Below are 18,427 nucleotides of genomic sequence, written 5' to 3' on the forward strand. Positions count from 1 at the left end.
CGTGACCAAACGTCTCGCCGAAGTGGCGAAGAAGGCCGGGGTCAGCGAGGCGACCGTCAGCCGGGTGCTCAACGGGCGCAGCGGCGTCTCCGAGGCGACCCGCACGTCGGTGTTGACCGCGCTCGACGTGCTCGGCTACGAGCGCCCCACCAAACTGCGCGGCGAGCGGGGCCGGCTGGTCGGCCTGGTGCTCCCCGAGCTGCAGAACCCGATCTTCCCGGCGCTGGCCGAGGTGGTCACCGCGTCGCTGGCGCAGCGCGGCTTCACCCCGGCGCTGTGCGCCCGCACGATCGGTGGCGTGCCCGAGCGCGACTACATCGAGATGCTGCTGGATCACCAGGTCAGCGGGGTGGTCTTCGCCGGCGGCGCCTACGCGCTGGCCAACGCGGAGCACGCGCACTACCGGGCGCTGATCGACCGGAACATGCCGGTCGTGATGGTCAACGCCGGGGCGGACGTGGGCTTCCCGCACATCTCCACCGACGACGCGGTCGCGGTCGAGCAGGCGTACGGTCATCTGCGCTCGCTGGGCCACGAGCACATCGGCATGGTGATGGGGCCGGAGGATCACATGCCGTCGCGGCGCAAGCTGGAGGCGCTGACCCGGATCGCCGGGGCCGGCTGGTCGGTGGAGCGCACCAGTTTCTCGATGGAGAGCGCCCGGCTCGCCGCGACCAAGCTGATCGAGCGCGGTGCGACCGGCCTGATCTGTGCGAGCGACGTGCTGGCGCTGGGGTCGATCCGGGCGGCCCGCCGCCTCGGACTGGACGTGCCGGCCGACGTCTCGGTGGTCGGCTTCGACGACTCGGCGCTGATGACCTGCACCGATCCGCCGTTGACCACGGTCCGCCAGCCGATCGAGACGATGGGGCAGGCGGCCGTCGACCTGCTGGTCAACCAGATCGAGGGTGGCGGCGTCGAGCCGGACGAGCTGCTCTTCGAGCCGGAGCTGGTGGTCCGCGGATCGACGGGCCCCGCACCCAAACGCTGACGTAACCAGGCAAAAGGGCGAGCCGAACGGCTCGCCCTTTTTGTGTGTCTAGAAATTTCTCGATCAAGTCGAGTTCTTGCGCGACACAGTCCGTCTTTGTATCGTCACAGCCACGAAACATGCGAGAGCCAGATCACATCTGACTCCAGGCCATAGGTGCGTCTAGGGAAGGACGTCCCCCATGCTCGACACCAGAAAAGCGCTCGGCATCCTGCTCGTGGCCGGTCTGGGCGCCACCCTCACGGCCTGCTCCACCAAGGGCGACGATTCGGGCACCGACACCGATGGCACGGTCACCATCACGGTCGACTGCCAGCCGGTCGGCGCCCAGAAGGAGCTGCTCGACAACTGGAACGCCGACGTCGCGGCCTTCGAGCAGGCGAATCCGGACATCACCATCAAGAGCGTCAGCGTCGGCGAGCAGTGCAACAACCCGCCGGACTTCACCGCACGGCTGGCCGGCGGCACGATGACCGACGTCTTCTACGGGTACATGACCGACCTGCAGCAGGTGCTCGACTCGGGCCGAGCCCTGGACATCACGTCCGCCGTGTCGGCGAGCACCGTCCCCACCTGGGACAGCGTCGACCCGGCACTCAAGGAGGTCTTCACCGACTCCGGCAAGCTCTACGCGGTCCCGGTGAAGAACTACTCGATGGGCCTGGTCTACAACAAGACGCTGTTCACCAGGGCCGGCCTGGACCCGGCGAACCCGCCGACGACGTGGCCCGAGGTCCGCGCGGCGGCCAAGAAGATCGCCGCGCTCGGTGACGGCATAGCCGGATACTCCGAGTACAGCGCCGGCAACACCGGCGGCTGGCACTTCACCTCGCTGCTCTACTCGCAGGGCGGCCGGGTCCTCAGCGAGGACGGCAAGAAGGCCGACTTCAACAACCCGCTCGGCAGGCAGGTCCTGCAGAACCTGAAGGACATGCGGTACGCCGACGACAGCATGGGCGACCGACAGCTGCTCCAGTGGGGTGACCTGCTGACCAGCGCCGGTGCGGGCAAGGTCGGCATGTTCATCGGCGCCCCGGACGCCACCCAGGCGATCGTCAGCCAGTTCCAGGGGAAGTACGAGGACTGGGCGATGGGTCCGCTGCCCGGCCAGGACGGTCCCGCCAAGGGCACGCTCGGCGGCGGCGAGGGCTACTTCTTCAAGAAGGACCTGAGCCCCGAGCAGGTCGAGGCCGGCCTGAAGTGGATCGCGTACCAGAAGCTCACCCCCGGCAAGGGTCAGCTCGACTACGTCCGGGCCAAGCCGCAGAACTACCCGGTCGGCCTGCCGCAGCCGCTGCTGTTCGCCAACGGCAGTGACGCGCAGAAGCAGGAGTTGGAGCTGCGCAAGGCGAACGCGAACGTGGACACCGGCAATTTCGCGGCCTTCGAGAACAACCCGGTCCCGATCCAGGGCGAGCCACGCAACGCGCAGGCGATCTACGCGGTGCTCGACGGCGCGATGTCCGGGGTGCTGACCGACCCGAAGGCGAACGTCGACACCCTCCTGGGGACCGCGCAGGAGAAGGTCGATCAGCTGCTGGCCGCCGGCAGCTGATGAGCGTCCTCACCGCTGCGGCCCGGGTGCACGAGGAGGTCACCGTGCACCCGGCCGGGTCCCGGCGACGCCGCCGGATCCTGGACGACCTCACCGGCCACGCGTTCCTGATCGGCGCGGTGCTCTGCTTCGCCCTGTTCATGTGGTACCCGATGATCCGCGGCGTGGTGATGAGCTTCCAGCGCACCCGGCGCGGCGAGACCACCTGGGTGGGCTGGGACAACTACACCAGGATCGTGGCCGACCCGAGCTTCTGGACGGCCTGGCAGAACACGTTCGTCTTCACGGTCCTGGCCCTGGTCCTCGGGTACGCGCTGCCGTTCTTCGTGGCGATCCTGCTCAACGAGTTCCGGCACGCGACGGGTTACCTGCGGATCCTGGTCTACCTGCCGGTGATGCTGCCGCCGGCCTCGGCACTGTTCCTCTTCAAGTACTACGCGTACGACCCGAGCGAGGCGGGACTGTTCAACGCGATCCTGACGGCGGTGCACCTGCCGACGTCGGAGTGGATGCAGTCGCCGCGGATGACGATCCCGGCCATGGTGATCGCGTCGACCTGGATGAACATGGGCAGCGCCGTCCTGATCTACCTGGCCTCGCTGCAGAACATCCCCGGCGAGTTGTACGAGGCCGCCGAACTCGACGGGGCCGGCGTCTGGCGGCGGATCGTGCACGTCACGATCCCGCAGACCCGGCTGATCCTGGCCCTGCTGGCGATGATGCAGATCGTCGCGACCATGCAGCTCTTCATCGAGCCGCTGATCCTGGCCAACGGCGCCGGGACGCAGGACTCGGCCGTCTCGGTCGCCTACCTGATCTACCAGCACGGGTTCTTCCAGAACGATCTGAACGGTGCCGCCGCCCTCGGCGTGATCATGCTGCTCGTCCTGGCCGTCTTCTCCGCCTACTACGTGCGGCTGACCACCAGGAAGGACGATGCATGAGCAGCCGGACCCTGATCTCCTCGACACAGGTGAAGCGGGGCCGGGTCGTTTACTGGACGCTGCTCGCGGTCGTCGTCACGGTGTTCACCCTGGTGTTCCTGGGCCCGCTCTACTGGATGGTCACCGGCGCGCTCAAGAGCGGACAGGAGATCGCGCAGACGCCACCGACGCTGTTCCCGCAGGACCCCCGGGTGCAGAACTACGCCGACGCGTGGAACCACCTGAACCTCGGCAAACTGCTGTTCAACACGTTCTACTACGCGGCCGGGGCGGTGGTGTTCCAGCTGGTGCTGGACACCGCGGCGGCGTACGCGCTCTCCAAGCTGCGCCCGGTCCTGGGCACCGCGATCCTGGGATCGATGCTGGCCACCCTGATGATCCCGGCGATGGTGCTGATCGTCCCGCAGTACGTCACCGTGATCGAGCTGCCGGTCGTGCACCTGAACCTGCTGGACTCGCCGTTTGCGATCTGGCTGCCGATGGTCGCCAACGCGTTCAACATCTTCCTGCTCAAGCGGTTCTTCGACGCGATACCCGACGAACTGGTGCAGGCCGCTCAGGTGGACGGGGCGAGTCCGCTGCGTACCCTCGCCTCGATCATCCTGCCGATGGCGCGACCGATCCTCGGGGTGGTCTCGATCTTCGCGGTGACCGCGGTCTGGAAGGACTTCCTCTGGCCGAAACTGGTCATGCCGCACCCGGACACCCGCACGGTCAGCGTCGGCATCTACGCCTTCGCCGGCGGCACCCCGATGAACGTGGTGATCGCGGCGTCGGTGATCGCGGCGATCCCGACCGTCGTCATCTTCCTGATCTTCCAGCGCAACATCATGTCCGGCCTCACCTCGGGTGGGCTGAAGGGTTGAGAGAGGTATCGGTGTCCACAGCTTGGTGGCGTGATGCGGTCATCTATCAGGTCTATCCGCGCAGTTTCGCGGATGCGGACGGCGACGGGATCGGTGACATCGCCGGCATCCGGTCCCGGCTCGGTCACCTGCGGGATCTCGGGGTCGACGCGATCTGGACGAGCCCGTGGTACCCGTCGCCGATGGCCGACGCGGGGTACGACGTGGCGGACTTCCGCGACATCGACCCGGTGTTCGGCACGCTGGCCGAGGCGTCGGCGCTGATCACGGAGGCCCACGAGGCAAATATCCGGATAATTATCGATATTGTGCCGAATCACGTGTCCAGTAAGCATCCCTGGTTCCAGAAGGCTCTGGCCGGCGAGGGACGCGACCGATTCTGGTTCCGCAACGAGCCGACGAACTGGACCGGCGAGTTCGGCGGGAAGACCTGGACACGGCTACCGGACGAATCCTGGTATCTCCATCTCTTCACCCCGGAACAGCCCGACCTCAACTGGGACAACCCCGAAGTCCGAGCCGAATTCGAGAGCATCCTGCGGTTCTGGTTCGACCGGGGCGTGGACGGCATCCGGATCGACTCGGCCGCCCTGCTCGTCAAGGACCCGGCCCTGCCCGAGGTCGTCGACGGCGAACCGCACCCGTTCCACGACCTCGACGCGGTACACGACATCTACCGCTCGTGGCGGCGGATCGCCGACGCGTACCCGGAGAAAGCCCTGATCGGCGAAGTGTGGATGCCGGACGTCACACGGTTCACCAACTACCTGCGCCCGGACGAACTGCACGCCGCCTTCAACTTCGACTTCCTCGGCTGCGCCTGGGACGCCACCCTGATGCGGGCCTGCATCGACCGCACCCTGGCCGCGCACGCGACTGTCGGCGCCCCGCCGACCTGGGTGCTCTCCAACCACGACGTGACCCGGCACGTCACCCGGTACGGCCGGGCCGACACCACGTTCAGCTTCGACAACAACCTCGACGGCACCCCGGTCGACCTGGCGCTGGGCACCCGGCGGGCCCGGGCGGCCGCGCTGCTGACCCTCTCGCTGCCCGGGGCCACCTACGTCTACCAGGGCGAGGAGCTGGGACTCGGCGAACACGAGGGGATCCCGGAGGACCTCGTCCAAGACCCGATGTTCGCCCGGCGCGGGCACACCCGGGACGGCTGCCGGGTGCCGCTGCCCTGGTCCGGTGACGAGGCGCCGTTCGGGTTCAGCGGCTCCGCCGTCGAACTGTGGCTGCCCCAGCCCGCCGAATGGAAGGGCCTGACCGTGCAGGCCCAGACCGGCGACCCCGGCTCGATGCTGGAGCTGTACCGCACCGCGATCCGGCTGCGCCGCGGGTTCCGGGACGCGCCGATGGACTGGGTCGGCACGGGCGCGGGCGTTCTCGCGTACACCCGCGGTCCTGACCTCGTCGTCGCCCTGAACCTGTCCGAACGTGCGGTCGCACTCCCGGATCACACGTCGGTGCTGCTGACCAGCGCACCCCTCGACGGCGACCTGCTGCCCCCCGACACCGCCGTCTGGCTCCGCCGCTGATTCGTCCGGGTCCGTCCCGGCGCGCACCACCCCCATCCCCTGTCAGAGAGGCGCTCCCATGTCTCGAACAAGGGTGCTCGCGGTCGTCGCGATCACCGTGGCAGCTCTCCTTCACGCTCCCGCCGCGGCGAACGCCGCCGACACCGACCTGGCCGCCGGAAAGACCTTCACGGCCGCCAGCCGCAACGACGTCTACCAACCGTCCAACGCCGGCGACGGCAACGCCGCCACCTACTGGGAGAGCAGCAGCAACGCCTTCCCGCAGTGGCTGCAGGTCGATCTCGGAGCCACCGCCGCGATCAACCGGACCGTGCTCAAACTGCCGCCCGCCACCGACTGGACCACCCGCACGCAGACCCTCACCGTGCAGGGCAGCACCGACGGCTCCACGTTCAGCACCCTCAAAGCGAGCGCCGGGTACGTCTTCAACCCGGCGAGCGCGAACACCGTCAGCATCGACGTGTCCGGTTCGGTGCGCTACGTACGGCTGAGCTTCTCGGCGAACACCGGCTGGCCCGCGGCCCAACTGTCCGAACTCGAGGTCTACGGCACCGGGGGTTCCGAGCCGCCGCCGACCGGAAACGATCTGGCCGCCCAGAAACCCGCCGAAGCGTCGTCGACCGTCGGCGGCTTCGTCGCGACGAACGCCAACGACGGGAACACCGCGACCTACTGGGAGAGCGGCGCCCACCCGGCGAACCTCACCGTCAAGCTGGGTGCCAACGCGGCCCTGACCTCGGTCGTCGTCAAACTCAACCCGAACGGCGCCTGGGCCACCCGGACCCAGACGTTCGCGGTCCTGGGACGGGAGCAGTCGTCGTCCTCCTTCGCGACGGTGGTGGGCTCGGCGGCGTACACCTTCGATCCGGCCACCGGCAACATGGTGACCGTCCCGGTGAGCGCGACCCTCGCCGACCTGCGCCTCTCCTTCACCGCCAACACGGGAGCGCCGGGCGGCCAGGTGGCGGAGGTGCAGGCGTTCGGTGCGCTCGCACCGAACCCGGATCTGACGATCACGGCCACCTCGTTCACGCCGAGCGCCCCGATCGAGACCGACACGATCACGGCGTCGGCCACCGTGCGCAACGCCGGCACCGCCGCATCGGGATCCTCCGAGATCAACTTCTATACGGGTACGACTCGCGCCGGCACCGTGGCGGTCCCCGCCCTCGCGGCCGGCGCCTCCACGACGGTGTCCGCCACCATCGGAACCCGGGAGGCGGGCAGCTACCAGCTGTCCGCCAAGGTCGACGAGTCCGGCTCGGTCGCCGAGACCAACGAGGCCAACAACGCGTGGACCCATCCGACGGCACTCGTCGTCACCCCGGTCAGCAGTTCCGACCTGGTCGCCTCGGCGGTCACCTGGTCCCCGGGCACCCCGGCGGCGGGCAACACGGTGACGTTCGGGGTGACCTTGAAGAACCAGGGTTCGGCGGCCTCGGCGGGCGGCGCCCACAATGTGACGCTGACCGTCCTCGACGGCAGCACGGTCGTCCGCACCCTGACCGGATCGTGGACCGGCACGCTGGCAGCCGGCGCGTCCTCGCCGGCGATCACCCTGGGCACGTGGACCGCGGTGAACGGCCGCTACACGGTCCGGACCGTGATCGCGAACGACACCAACGAACTGCCGGTCAAGCAGGCGAACAACACCAGCGAGAAGTCGTTCTTCGTGGGGCGCGGCGCGAACATGCCGTTCGACTTCTACGAGGCGGAGGACGGGCAGGTCGCAGGTGGGGCGGCGGTCGTCGGGCCGAACCGCACGGTCGGTGACCTGGCCGGTGAGGCGTCCGGCCGCAAGGCGGTCACGCTGAACCAGACCGGCGCCTCGGTGCAGTGGACGACGCGGGCGGCGACGAACACCGTGGTGGCCCGGTTCTCCATCCCGGACAACACGACGAGCTCGATCAATGTGTACGTCAACGGGACCATGATCCGGTCGTTGCCACTGACCTCGCGTTTCGCCTGGCTCTACGGCAGTGAGAGCGCGCCGCAGAATTCCGGGACCGGGCCACGGCACATTTACGATGAGGCGAACATACTGTTGCCGGCGTCGTATCCTGCCGGTAGCACTCTTCGATTGCAGAAGGACGCGGCGAATACCGGTCCGATTGCGATCGACTTCATCAACTTGGAGCAGGTGGCCGCTGCCCCCAATCCCGACATTTCACGATATGTCGTGCCGAATGGATTTGATCAGCAGGCGGTTCAGGCAGCTCTGGACGCCGCCCGGCAGGACACCTCGAAGCTGGGCGTCTACCTGCCCGCCGGCGACTACCAGACCAGCTCCAAATTCCAGGTGTACGGGCGATCGGTGCGCGTGATCGGCGCCGGACCCTGGTACACCCGGTTCTTCACCCCGTCGGCGCAGACCGAGACGGACGCCGGTTTCCGGGCCGACGCCACCGCCAACGGGTCGACGTTCGCGAACTTCGCCTTCTTCGGCAACTACACGATCCGCATCGACGGGCCGGGCAAGGTGTTCGACTTCGCCAACGTCGCCGACATCACCATCGACGGCATCTGGGCCGAACACGTGGTCTGCCTCTACTGGGGCGCCAACACCGACCGCATGAAGATCACCAACTCGCGGATCCGGAACACGTTCGCCGACGGCGTCAACATGACCAACGGCAGCACCGACAACCTGGTCGACAACAACGAGGCCCGCGCCACCGGCGACGACAGCTTCGCCCTGTTCTCGGCGATCGACGCCGGCGGCGCCGACGAGATCAACAACGTCTTCTCGAACCTGACGACGATCCTGACGTGGCGGGCGGCCGGTATCGCCGTCTACGGCGGCTACGCCAACACCTTCAAGAACATCTACATCGCCGACACGCTGGTCTACTCGGGCATCACGATCAGCTCGCTCGACTTCGGGTACCCGATGAACGGCTTCGGCGCCTCCCCGCCCACCACCTTCGACAACATCTCGATCGTCCGCGCCGGCGGCCACTTCTGGGGCGACCAGGTCTTCCCGGCGATCTGGCTGTTCAGCGCCTCGAAGGTCTTCCAGGGCATCCGCGTCAACAATGTGGACATCGTCGACCCGACCTACGCCGGCATCATGTTCCAGACCCAGTACATCGGCGGCCAGCCGGTCAACCCGATCAAGGACACCGTCCTGACGAACATCTCGATCACCGGCGCCCACCGGAGCGGCGACCAGTACGACGCCAAGTCCGGCTACGCGGTCTGGGCCAACCCGCTGCCGGAGGCGGGCCAGGGGCCGGCGGTGGGCGCGGCGACCTTCACCAACCTCCGCCTGTCCGACAACTACCGGGACATCGAGAACCCGACGACCACCTTCACCATCACCCGCAACTGACCTCCTCCAGGGTGTATTAAGCGCCCAAACTCAACACACGCCGGGGAGGCGTGTTGACTTCGGGCGCGCTGAACGCCCGAAATCACCACACCCCTGATGGCGTGTTGAGTTTGGGCGCGCTGGACGCCCGAAATCACCACACCCTGGGAGGCGTGTTGAATTTGGGCGCGCTGGACGCCCGAAATCAACACACCGCTTGGGGTGTGGTGACTTCGGGCGCGGTGGGCGGCTGTCCACAGGGGCCCCGTCACGGATCGGGCGGACCTGCGACCGTGTGCCGATGACCGCCACTCCCCGACCGGACGACGACGAGCTCACATGGACCGCCTTCCGGCAGTCCGGCATCCTGACCACCGCTCAGGCGACCGCCCTTGGCAGCCGGGACCTGGTCCGCGGCAGTCTGACCGCAGGCCGGTGGCGTCGCGTCTGCCGCGGAATCGTCGCGACCACCAACGGCGGGTTGCTTCGGCCTCAGCAACTGTGGGTGGCCTTCCTGGCGGCAGGCCCCGGCGCCGCGCTCAGTGGAACGACAGCCCTTCTGGAGTCCGGCGTCCGCGGCCTTCGCGAAAGCGCGCTGTGTGTTCTCGTTCCCGCGGAACGTCAACGGTCCACCCGCCTGCCCAGGATGCCGACCGACATGCCGCCGATCCGCATCACCCGTACGCGATTCCTGCCGGACGAACACCGCCAGGTGGGAAGCCCGCCGCGTGTCATCACGGCCCGTGCTGTCATCGACGGCGCTTCGTGGGCGTCCAGCGCCGACGCCGCCCGGACGATCATCGCGGCGGCATGTCAGCAGCGCCGGGTGACGCCCGAAGAGATCTTCGCCGTACTCGCGACACGTCGCGGATCACCCCGGCATTCCATGATCAATCGCACGTTGATCGACGTCGCCGGCGGCAGTCAAGCCCTGTCCGAACTGCAGTTCCTCGAACTGTGCCGAATGTACGGCTTCCCTTCCCCGAGCCGGCAGGAGAGGCGGCGCGACTCATCCGGACGACAGCGCTTCCTCGACTTCTACTGGAAGGCTTGGCGCCTCCACGTGGAGATCGACGGTTCTCATCACATGGAGGCCACTCACTGGAGCGACGACATGGTCCGGCAGAACGAGGTCTGGATCAGAGGCGACCGGGTGCTCCGGTTTCCGGCCGGGCTTCTCCGTTCCCGGCCTGAAGTCGTCATCCGACAACTCCGCGCGGCGCTCGAGGCAGCAGGTTGGCGCAGCTGACCCACATCACGGTGACCTCACACGCCCACAGCCCCCGAATTCACCACACCCCAAACTCCGTGGCGATTTCGGGCGCCCACCACGCCCAAACTCAACACACCCCGAACAGCGTGGCGAGTTTGGGCGTCGTGGACGCCGCAAATCAACACACCCCGAGAAGTGTGGCGAGTTTGGCGTCGTGGACGCCACAAATCAACACACCCCGAGCAGCGTGGCGAATTTGGGCGTCGTGGACGCCGCAAATCAACACAGGCTGGGGAGTGTGGCGAGTTTGGGCGGACACCACGCCCGAACTCGACATGCGTTGAGGGGCGGTCAGGGGAGCAGGTGGGTGGAGAGCCAGTCGATCGTTTCGCGGAGGTAGACCGCCCGGGAATCGCGGTGCAGCAACTCGTGGCCCTCACCGGGGAACAGCAGGTAGCGGTGCGGGACGCCGCGCGCGGACAGGGCAGCCACCACCTGCTCGGCTTCGATCAGCGGGACGTTGGAGTCGTTCTCGCCGTGGACGACCATCAGCGGTGTCCGCAACTGGTCGATGCGGGTCATCGGGGAGAGGTCGTGGAGCAGGTCGGCGTCGTGGACCGGGTCGCCGTACTTGCTGACCGCCGCCGCCGCGATCCACGGCTCCGTGTGCTGATAAAACGTGGAAAAGTTGGACATGCCGCACACGTCGATCCCGACATCGAACAGCCCGGGGAACGTGGTCAACGCGGCAAGGGTGAGGTACCCCCCGTACGACCGTCCCATGATGCCCACGCGGCCCGCGACACCGGCCGACCGCAGGTAGTCGACGCAGCTCCGCACGTCGGCGATCGCCCCGTAGCGTAACGCCCCGTTGTCCGCGTCCACGAACGATCGGCCGAAACCGCTGGAACCCCGCACGTTGGGGGCGAACACCGCGATCCCGCAGTTGACCAGCGACTGGAACAACGGTCCGTGGCCGGGTCGTTCCTGCGCCTCCGGTCCGCCGTGCAGCCACAGCACCGTCGGATGCGGCCCGGGTGTCGGCGGTGTGAAGAGCCAGCCGGTCAGGGACAGGCCGTCGTGTGCCGGGAAGGTCCGCAGCGTCGGCCGGACCGCGTCGTCCGCCGCGGGCAGCGCCGCCACCCGGGACACCGTCCCGGACGCATACGTCCAGACCCCGTGCGGTTGTCCGGGGCCTTCGGCGGTGAACGCGAGCGTCGAGCCGTCGAAGCTCCACGCGAGGTCGCTGACCACCGGGCCGGGCAGCGGCGCGATCACCGCCGGGACGCGGTCGCCGTCGTGGTCCAGGCCGATCAGCGCGACCTCCGACTCACCGCCGCGCACGTTCCACAGAACCGCTGCGGTACGCCCGTCGGCCGTCACCGCAAAAGTTTCGATCTCCCCGGAGAGCGTGCCGAGGGCGCCGGCCGGGTCGGTGGTCCCGCCATCAGCGTCCGCCCCGTCCGCACCGAGGTCACCCGGGCCGGGGTCCGAACCCGCGCCGGGGTCCGAACCCGGGCCGGGGTCCGAACCCGGGCCGGGGTCCGAACCCGGGCCGCCGGCGAGTACCTCGACGGCGTCTCCAGCGACCCGCAGCAAGGATGGGAACTCGCCGTCCAGGCTCAACGCGTACACGCAACCGCCACCCGGGCTGAACATCGCCTGTTCGCCGCTGGTCACCGGCTTCTCGCTGCCGGTGGACAGGTCCCGCAGGACGATGTCGCGACTCCCGCGGGGACCGTACCGCAGCAGCGCGAAGCGCCCGGCCGGGTCCACGTCGAGGAGGGTGACCAGCTCACCGTCGGTGACCACCGCCCGTGTTCCGGTGACCGCGTCGACGAGCACCGCCGTCGTCAGGTTCTCGGTGAACGCCAGCAGCGGACGGCCCGGCAGCCAGCGCATGTTGTCCGCCGTGCCGGTGCCGAACCCGGCCACCTGGTGCAGCTGTGTCCCGTCCGGCCGGACCAGCCAGATCTCGTGGCGCGGCGCGCCTCCGGGGGCGATCTGGCAGGCCAGCCAGCCTCCCCCGGAGGACCAGCGGACCGCGGACACCGGTTCCGGTCCGGTGTCGACCCGGAAGGTCAGCTCGCTGCCGGCCGGTTGCACCCAGACGGCGGGCACACCACCCCGGTCGGAGACGTACGCCACGTGCCGCCCGTCCGGCGAGAGACTGGGTGACCAGTTGCCGGCCACCTCGGACTCGATGCGCGGGTCGGGACTGTGCCAGCCGACCGGCAGCACGGTGACGTCGACGCGATGGAGCTGACCACTCATCCGGCCTCCTCAGATTCCGTTGTCCTGCAACCACATCTCCAGCAGCGCGAGCTGCCACAACTGGTTCGCCCCGAGCGTGGTGCGCGGGGTGTTCGGGTCGGCGAGGAGCGCGTCCACGTACTCCGGCCGGAACAGTGCCCTGTTCCGGGCGGCCGGGGCGTGCAGCGTGTCGCGCACCTTCGCCAGCATCGGGCCTTCCAGGTGCCGGATGCCGGGCACCGGGAAGTATCCCTTGGTGCGGTCGATGACCTCGTCGGGGACGAGTCCACGGGCCGCGTCCTTGAGTACGCCCTTGCCGTCGCGGGCCAGTTTCAGCTCGGGCGGGCAGGCCGCCGCGAGCTCCACCAGCTCGTGATCCAGGAACGGTACGCGTGCTTCCAGGCCCCACGCCATAGTCATGTTGTCGACCCGTTTGACCGGATCGTCGACGAGCATCACCTGGGAGTCGAGCCGGAGTGCGGCGTCGACCGCGGTGGTGGCACCCGGGCGTCCGAAGCTCGCGGCGACGAATTCGCTGCTGACGTCGGTGTCGGGCAGCCATCCGGGGTTGAGCTGCCGGGCCAGGTCGGCGTGTCGCCGGTCGAAGAACTCCTTCGCGTACGCCTCGACGGCCTGTTCCCGAGGCACACCGGCGAGGGGCGGATACCAGCTGTAGCCGGCGAGGATCTCGTCGGCTCCCTGCCCCGATTGTACGACCTTGACCTGCTTTGCCACATCCTCGCTGAGCAGGTTGAACGCGATGCAATCGTGGCTGACCATCGGCTCACTCATCGCCGCCACGGTCCGGTCCACCGCCGGCAGGAACCGGTCCGGACCGATTCTGATCTGATGGTGTTCGGTGCCGAACTTGCGGGCGATCAGGTCGGAGTACTCGAACTCGTCGCCCCGCTCCCCGCCACCGGCCTCGAACCCGATGCTGAACGTGGTCAGCCCGTTCTGCCCCTGCTCGGCGAGCAGCGCGACGATCAGGCTGGAGTCCAGTCCCCCGGAGAGCAGGACACCGACCGGCACGTCCGCGACCATCCGCCGTTCGACCGCGATCCGGAGCCTCTCGCGGACCGCTTCGGTCCAGTCCGTCGCGGCGATCTCGCGGGTGAAGGAGGCCTCCCAGTAGACCCGCTCCGTGGACGTCCCGTCGGCTCGGATCACGCGTACCGTCGCCGGGGGGAGCTTGCGCACCCCGGCGAGGATGGTCCGCGGAGCCGGCACCACCGAGTGGAACGTCATGTAATGGTGCAGCGCCACCTTGTCGATGGTGGTGTCCACCCCGCCCGCCGCCAGCAGCGCCGGCAGCGTCGACGCGAACCGCAGGCGCCCCGGCGACTCGGCCAGGTAGAGCGGCTTGATCCCCAGCCGGTCCCGGGCCAGCGTCACCGTCCCGCTGTCGTGCTCGACGATCGCGAACGCGAACATCCCCAGGAACCGGTCCACGCAGTCGGCGCCCCACCGGTGGTACGCCTTCAGGATGACCTCGGTGTCCGAGGTCGAGAAGAAGGTGTACCCGTGGCCGCGCAACTCGTCCCGGAGCTGCCGGTAGTTGTAGATGCAGCCGTTGAAGACCACGGTCAGGCCCAGCTCCGGGTCGGTCATCGGCTGGGCGCCGTTCTCCGACAGATCGATGATCTTCAGGCGCCGGTGACCGAGGGCGATCCGCCCCCGGTCCCAGAGCCCGTCACCGTCCGGCCCCCGCGACTCCATGCAGGGCAGCATCCTCCGGACGGCGTCGATGTCCGCGGGTCGTTCGCCGTAACAGATCTCTCCGGCGATTCCGCACATGAACATGACCTCCTTGAATCGGGTTATCCGAGCAGCCAGGTGTCCTTCGAACCACCGCCCCGCGAGGAGTTGACGATCATGCTGCCCGCCGGGGCGACCCGGGTCAGCGCGGCCGGCGCCACCACCGAGCGGCTCGTGCCGGTGAAGACGAACGCCCGCAGGTCCACGTGCCGCGGGGCGAGCCGGTGACCGTCGAAGACCGGGTGGGTGGAGAGGCTGACCACCTCCTGCGCGACCCACCGGTGCGGGGCGGCCTGGATCTGCCGGCGCAGCGCGTCCAGCTCGTCCGCGGAGGCGTGCGGCCCGATCACGATCCGGTCGCCGCCGTACCCGTCGACCGGCTTGCAGACCAGCTCGTCGAGGCGGGACAGCACCTCGGTCCGCTGCTCCGCGATCCCGCACAGATAGGTGGGGACGTCGGCGAGCAGCGGCTTCTCGCCGAGGTAGTACTCGATGAAACGGGGGACGTAGGCGTACACCGCCTTGTCGTCACCGATGCCGTTGCCGAGCGCGTTGGCCAGCACGACGGTGTCCGCGTGCAGCGCGGCCACCAGGCTCGGACCGAGCGGCATGCCGTCCGCGCCCGGCGAGTGCACCAGGCTGTCCTCGCCCATCCGCAGGTAGATGACGTCGACGGGGTACCTCTTGCCGTCCCGCAGACGCCACACCCGGCCCTCGTCGACGAAGAGTTCGGCGCTGCGGACCACCGGGACACCCATCGCCTCGGCGAGCATCCGGTGCTCGAACCAGGCCGAGTCGTCCGGGCCCTGGCTGAGCACCACCAGCGCCGGGTCGTCCCCGGCGGACGGGCCGGCCGCCTCGATCAGCGCCCGCTTGAGCAGGTGCGGTGTCTCCTCCACCGACAGCAGGCCGGACGGGCGGGGCAGCTCGGGCAGGATGCTCCAGGTCAGGCGGCGGTTCTGCATCGCGTACGCGATCCCGGACGGCACCCGCAGGTTGTCCTCCAGCACGCACCAGCGGCCGGTGGCCGAGTCGAGGACCAGGTCCACCCCGGCGACCTGGGTGCGGACCGCCTTGCGGCCGATCAGGGCGCCACTGGCCCGCAGCTCCGGCGACCCGTTGATCACCCACTCCGGGACGATGCCGTCGGCGACCACGGCACGCTCGCCGTAGACGTCGTTCAGGAACGCGTCGAGGGCGCGTACCCGCTGGATCAGGCCCTCGCTGAGCCGCTGCCAGTCGCGGGCCGGCACGATGCGCGGCACCATGTCGAACGGGAACAGCCGGGTCGCCGCCTCGCCGGCCACGCTGAACGTGATGCCGCGGGCCCGCTGCTCCTCGTCGCGGGCGTCCTCGCGCTGCCGCAGACCGGTCGCGCCCAGGTCACTGAGAACCGAGATCATGCCCGTGTACGCCGGAGCCACCGTCCCGCCCGGGAAGGCCTCGTCGCCGTCCGCCCGGTAGGCGCCGAGTTTCGCCGGCGCGGCGGTATCGGCGGTCGCCGTCGTGGTGGTGCCGCCGCGGGTCTCGGCCACCAGCAGGTCCACCACGTCGGAGAGCCGGCCGCGGCGGGCCAGCGCCCGCCGCTGCCGGGACGCCGAACTGCCCAGGCTCAGCGCCCGGACGGTCAGGTCGAACACCTGGTCCCAGTCGCCGAGTTCCTCCAGTTGCGGGCGCAGTTCGTTGACCAGGCGCTCCACCGCGACCGCGGCCGGCACCGGAACCGGCGACCGGGGCAGGTCGAGCAGGTCACCCTCCAGGCCGGACCGGGCGGCCCGCCACATCGCGGCCCGGTGCAGCGGCGGACGGGCCGGCGGCAGCGGCGCCCCGGCCCGGTGCTCCTGCTGGGCGCGCAGCACCAGCGCGCGGAAGAGACCGGCGATCAGCACCACGGTCTCGGTGTCCGGGCTGGCGTCGGTCACCCGCAGCTCGACGGTGGGCACGTGCGCGGACGGCCGGACGTCGAAGTAGACCATCTTCGGGTCGCTGATCGTCCCGGACGCGATCAGGTCGCTGACCAGGGCCTCGTGTTCGGCGGCGGAGTGCAGCACGCCGCTGTCGCCGGCGGTGGGCCAGCGCATCCAGACCAGGGAGCGGACGCTCGCGTACCCGGAATCCTCGCCCATCCAGAAGGGTGAGCTGGTGGAGAGTGCCAGCAGCACCGGCAGGGTGGGCGCGACGCGCTGGGCGACCGCCACCGCCTCGTCGCGGTCGGGCACGCCGACGTGCACCTGGGTGCCGCAGATCAGCTGCTCACGGACGAGCATCTGGTACTCGTGGAGCATCCGGTGATACCGCGAGGTGGGTGTCACCGGCAGGGTGTCCAGATCGACCAGTGGCACGGTTCCGGAGGCGACCAGCCCCAGTCCGAGCGACTCGGCGACCGCGATCGCCGCGCTGCGCCGCTGGGCGATGCCGTCGCGCAGGCCGTCCAGGGTGGTGCTCACCGGGGTGTTGGTCTCCACCACGGAGCGATGCAGTTCGGCCGAGAAATGGGCGCCGTCCAGGCGATCCAAGATCTCCGGGGCGCGGGGTACGAGCTCCCGCGTGCCGAGGTCGACCACATGGAGCTCCTCCTCCACACCGAGAGTGAGGGCGCCCAGGTCGGGCGCGGGGGTGGTGGGCGCCTGGAGCGACTCCGTCATCAAGAACCGCCTTCACATCTGTCGTCTCACGCCGGGCCGGATCACGGAAGCCTTCCCAGCTGATGTAGCGAACCTGTGACGTGCCCGTTTCCTGCTCTCGCCGAACATGACAAGGGCGACACTGCCGACCGCCCCATCCCGGACATGCATGCCGTGTGTAATCTCGGCCCGTGGCGCCCCACACCACTCGGAGGTCCTGATGAGCAGCGTCGTCGTAATCACCGGTTCGGCCGGTCTGATCGGGTCCGAGTCGGTCCGGCACTTCGCCGGGCTGGGCATGGACGTGGTCGGTGTCGACAACGACATGCGCGGTTACTTCTTCGGCAAGGACGGCTCCACGAAGTGGAACCTGGACCGGCTGACCAAGGAGATCGGCGACCGCTACACGCACCACAGCATCGACATCCGCGACCGCGAGGGGCTGGACAAGCTCTTCGCCTCGCTCGGCAGGAACGTCGGCCTGGTCATCCACGCGGCCGCGCAGCCGAGCCACGACTGGGCCGCGAAGGAGCCGTTCACCGACTTCGACGTGAACGCGGTCGGCACCCTCAACATGCTCGAGGCCACCCGCCGGCACTCGATCACGGCGCCGTTCATCTTCACCTCGACCAACAAGGTCTACGGCGACACGCCCAACTCGTTGCCGCTGATCGAGCAGGAGACCCGCTGGGAGCTGCCCGAGGACCACAAGTGGTATCAGGGCATCGACGAGACCATGTCGATCGACAGCAGCCTGCACTCGGTCTTCGGCGCGAGCAAGGTCGCCGCGGACGTGATGGTCCAGGAGTACGGCCGGTACTTCGACATGCCGACCGCGGTGTTCCGGGGCGGCACGCTGACCGGTCCGGGTCACTCCGCCGCGGAACTGCACGGCTTCCTCGCGTACGTGATGCGCTGTGTCATGGAACAGCGGCTCTACAAGATCTACGGCTACAAGGGCAAGCAGGTCCGGGACGCGATCCACTCCAGTGACCTGGTGTCCGCGTTCGAGGCGTTCCACAAGGCGCCGCGGATCGCCGAGATCTACAACATCGGTGGCGGCCGGTTCTCGAACTGCAGCGTGCTGGAGGCGTTCACGCTCGCTTCCGAGATCGCCGGGGTGCCCGCCAACACCGAGTACGTCGACCAGAACCGGACCGGCGACCACCAGTGGTGGATCAGCGACACGGCCCGGTTCCAGGAGCACTACCCGACCTGGAAGCACACGTACGACGTGCCGGCGATCCTGCGCGAGATGTACGAGGCGAACCAGGACATCTGGAAGGCCTGACCTCCACTTTCTCGTTTCGACGGCCGTGCGGCGTTTCGCCGCGCGGCCGTTCGTCGTTGTTTCCGGTAATTATTGGCG

11 protein-coding genes are annotated in these 18,427 nt (G+C 68.8%); 8 read left to right on the forward strand and 3 right to left on the reverse strand.

Features of this window, described 5'->3' with window-relative positions:
• Nucleotide 1: 1 nt before the first annotated feature.
• From WH85_RS24240 to WH85_RS24270, 7 genes are all read left to right on the forward strand, one after another.
• Nucleotides 2-991, forward strand: coding sequence for a LacI family DNA-binding transcriptional regulator (locus WH85_RS24240; RefSeq protein WP_045744270.1), 990 nt, complete (start codon nt 2-4; stop codon nt 989-991).
• A 181-nt stretch (nt 992-1,172) separates the two neighbouring features.
• Entirely contained in the window at nt 1,173-2,546 is a 1,374-nt protein-coding gene (locus WH85_RS24245) for an ABC transporter substrate-binding protein (RefSeq protein WP_045744271.1), read from the forward strand.
• Entirely contained in the window at nt 2,546-3,490 is a 945-nt protein-coding gene (locus tag WH85_RS24250) for a carbohydrate ABC transporter permease (RefSeq protein ID WP_045744272.1), read from the forward strand. The genes WH85_RS24245 and WH85_RS24250 overlap by 1 nt, the downstream gene beginning before the upstream one ends.
• Complete coding sequence (locus WH85_RS24255) at nt 3,487-4,356, forward strand: carbohydrate ABC transporter permease (protein WP_045744273.1); 870 nt, start codon at nt 3,487-3,489, stop codon at nt 4,354-4,356. Before WH85_RS24250 ends, WH85_RS24255 begins: the two co-directional genes overlap by 4 nt.
• 11 nt (nt 4,357-4,367) lie before the next feature.
• The gene (locus WH85_RS24260) at nt 4,368-5,900 is read left to right on the forward strand and encodes a glycoside hydrolase family 13 protein (RefSeq protein WP_083449222.1); all 1,533 of its coding nucleotides are present in this window, start codon (nt 4,368-4,370) and stop codon (nt 5,898-5,900) included.
• 58 nt (nt 5,901-5,958) lie between these two features.
• On the forward strand, nt 5,959-9,231 hold the full coding sequence (locus WH85_RS24265; protein WP_045744275.1) for a CARDB domain-containing protein: 3,273 nt from the start codon (nt 5,959-5,961) through the stop codon (nt 9,229-9,231).
• 280 nt (nt 9,232-9,511) lie between these two features.
• Nucleotides 9,512-10,459, forward strand: coding sequence for an endonuclease domain-containing protein (locus tag WH85_RS24270; protein ID WP_045744276.1), 948 nt, complete (start codon nt 9,512-9,514; stop codon nt 10,457-10,459).
• Nucleotides 10,460-10,774: 315 nt separating this feature from the next.
• Here the strand turns inward: WH85_RS24270 and WH85_RS24275 are convergent, their stop codons facing one another.
• Genes WH85_RS24275 through WH85_RS24285 form a run of 3 tightly spaced genes read right to left on the reverse strand, consistent with a single transcriptional unit; the run spans nt 10,775 to nt 17,079 of the window.
• Entirely contained in the window at nt 10,775-12,697 is a 1,923-nt protein-coding gene (locus tag WH85_RS24275) for a S9 family peptidase (protein ID WP_045744277.1), read from the reverse strand.
• 9 nt (nt 12,698-12,706) lie between these two features.
• Nucleotides 12,707-14,473, reverse strand: coding sequence for an N-acetylglutaminylglutamine amidotransferase (locus WH85_RS24280; RefSeq protein WP_045744278.1), 1,767 nt, complete (start codon nt 14,471-14,473; stop codon nt 12,707-12,709).
• Nucleotides 14,474-14,496: 23 nt separating this feature from the next.
• Nucleotides 14,497-17,079 carry a carboxylate--amine ligase/circularly permuted type 2 ATP-grasp protein gene (locus tag WH85_RS24285; RefSeq protein ID WP_045744279.1) on the reverse strand — a complete coding sequence of 861 codons (2,583 nt, stop codon included), beginning with the start codon at nt 17,077-17,079 and terminating at the stop codon, nt 14,497-14,499.
• Nucleotides 17,080-17,278: 199 nt separating this feature from the next.
• On the opposite strand from WH85_RS24285, the gene WH85_RS24290 reads away from it, so the two are divergent.
• Nucleotides 17,279-18,349: an NAD-dependent epimerase/dehydratase family protein gene (locus tag WH85_RS24290; RefSeq protein WP_045744280.1), complete on the forward strand. Its 1,071-nt coding sequence runs from the start codon at nt 17,279-17,281 to the stop codon at nt 18,347-18,349.
• The last annotated feature ends 78 nt before the right edge of the window (nt 18,350-18,427 follow it).

Source organism: Actinoplanes rectilineatus (assembly GCF_000962825.1).
Classification (GTDB): domain Bacteria; phylum Actinomycetota; class Actinomycetes; order Mycobacteriales; family Micromonosporaceae; genus Actinoplanes; species Actinoplanes rectilineatus.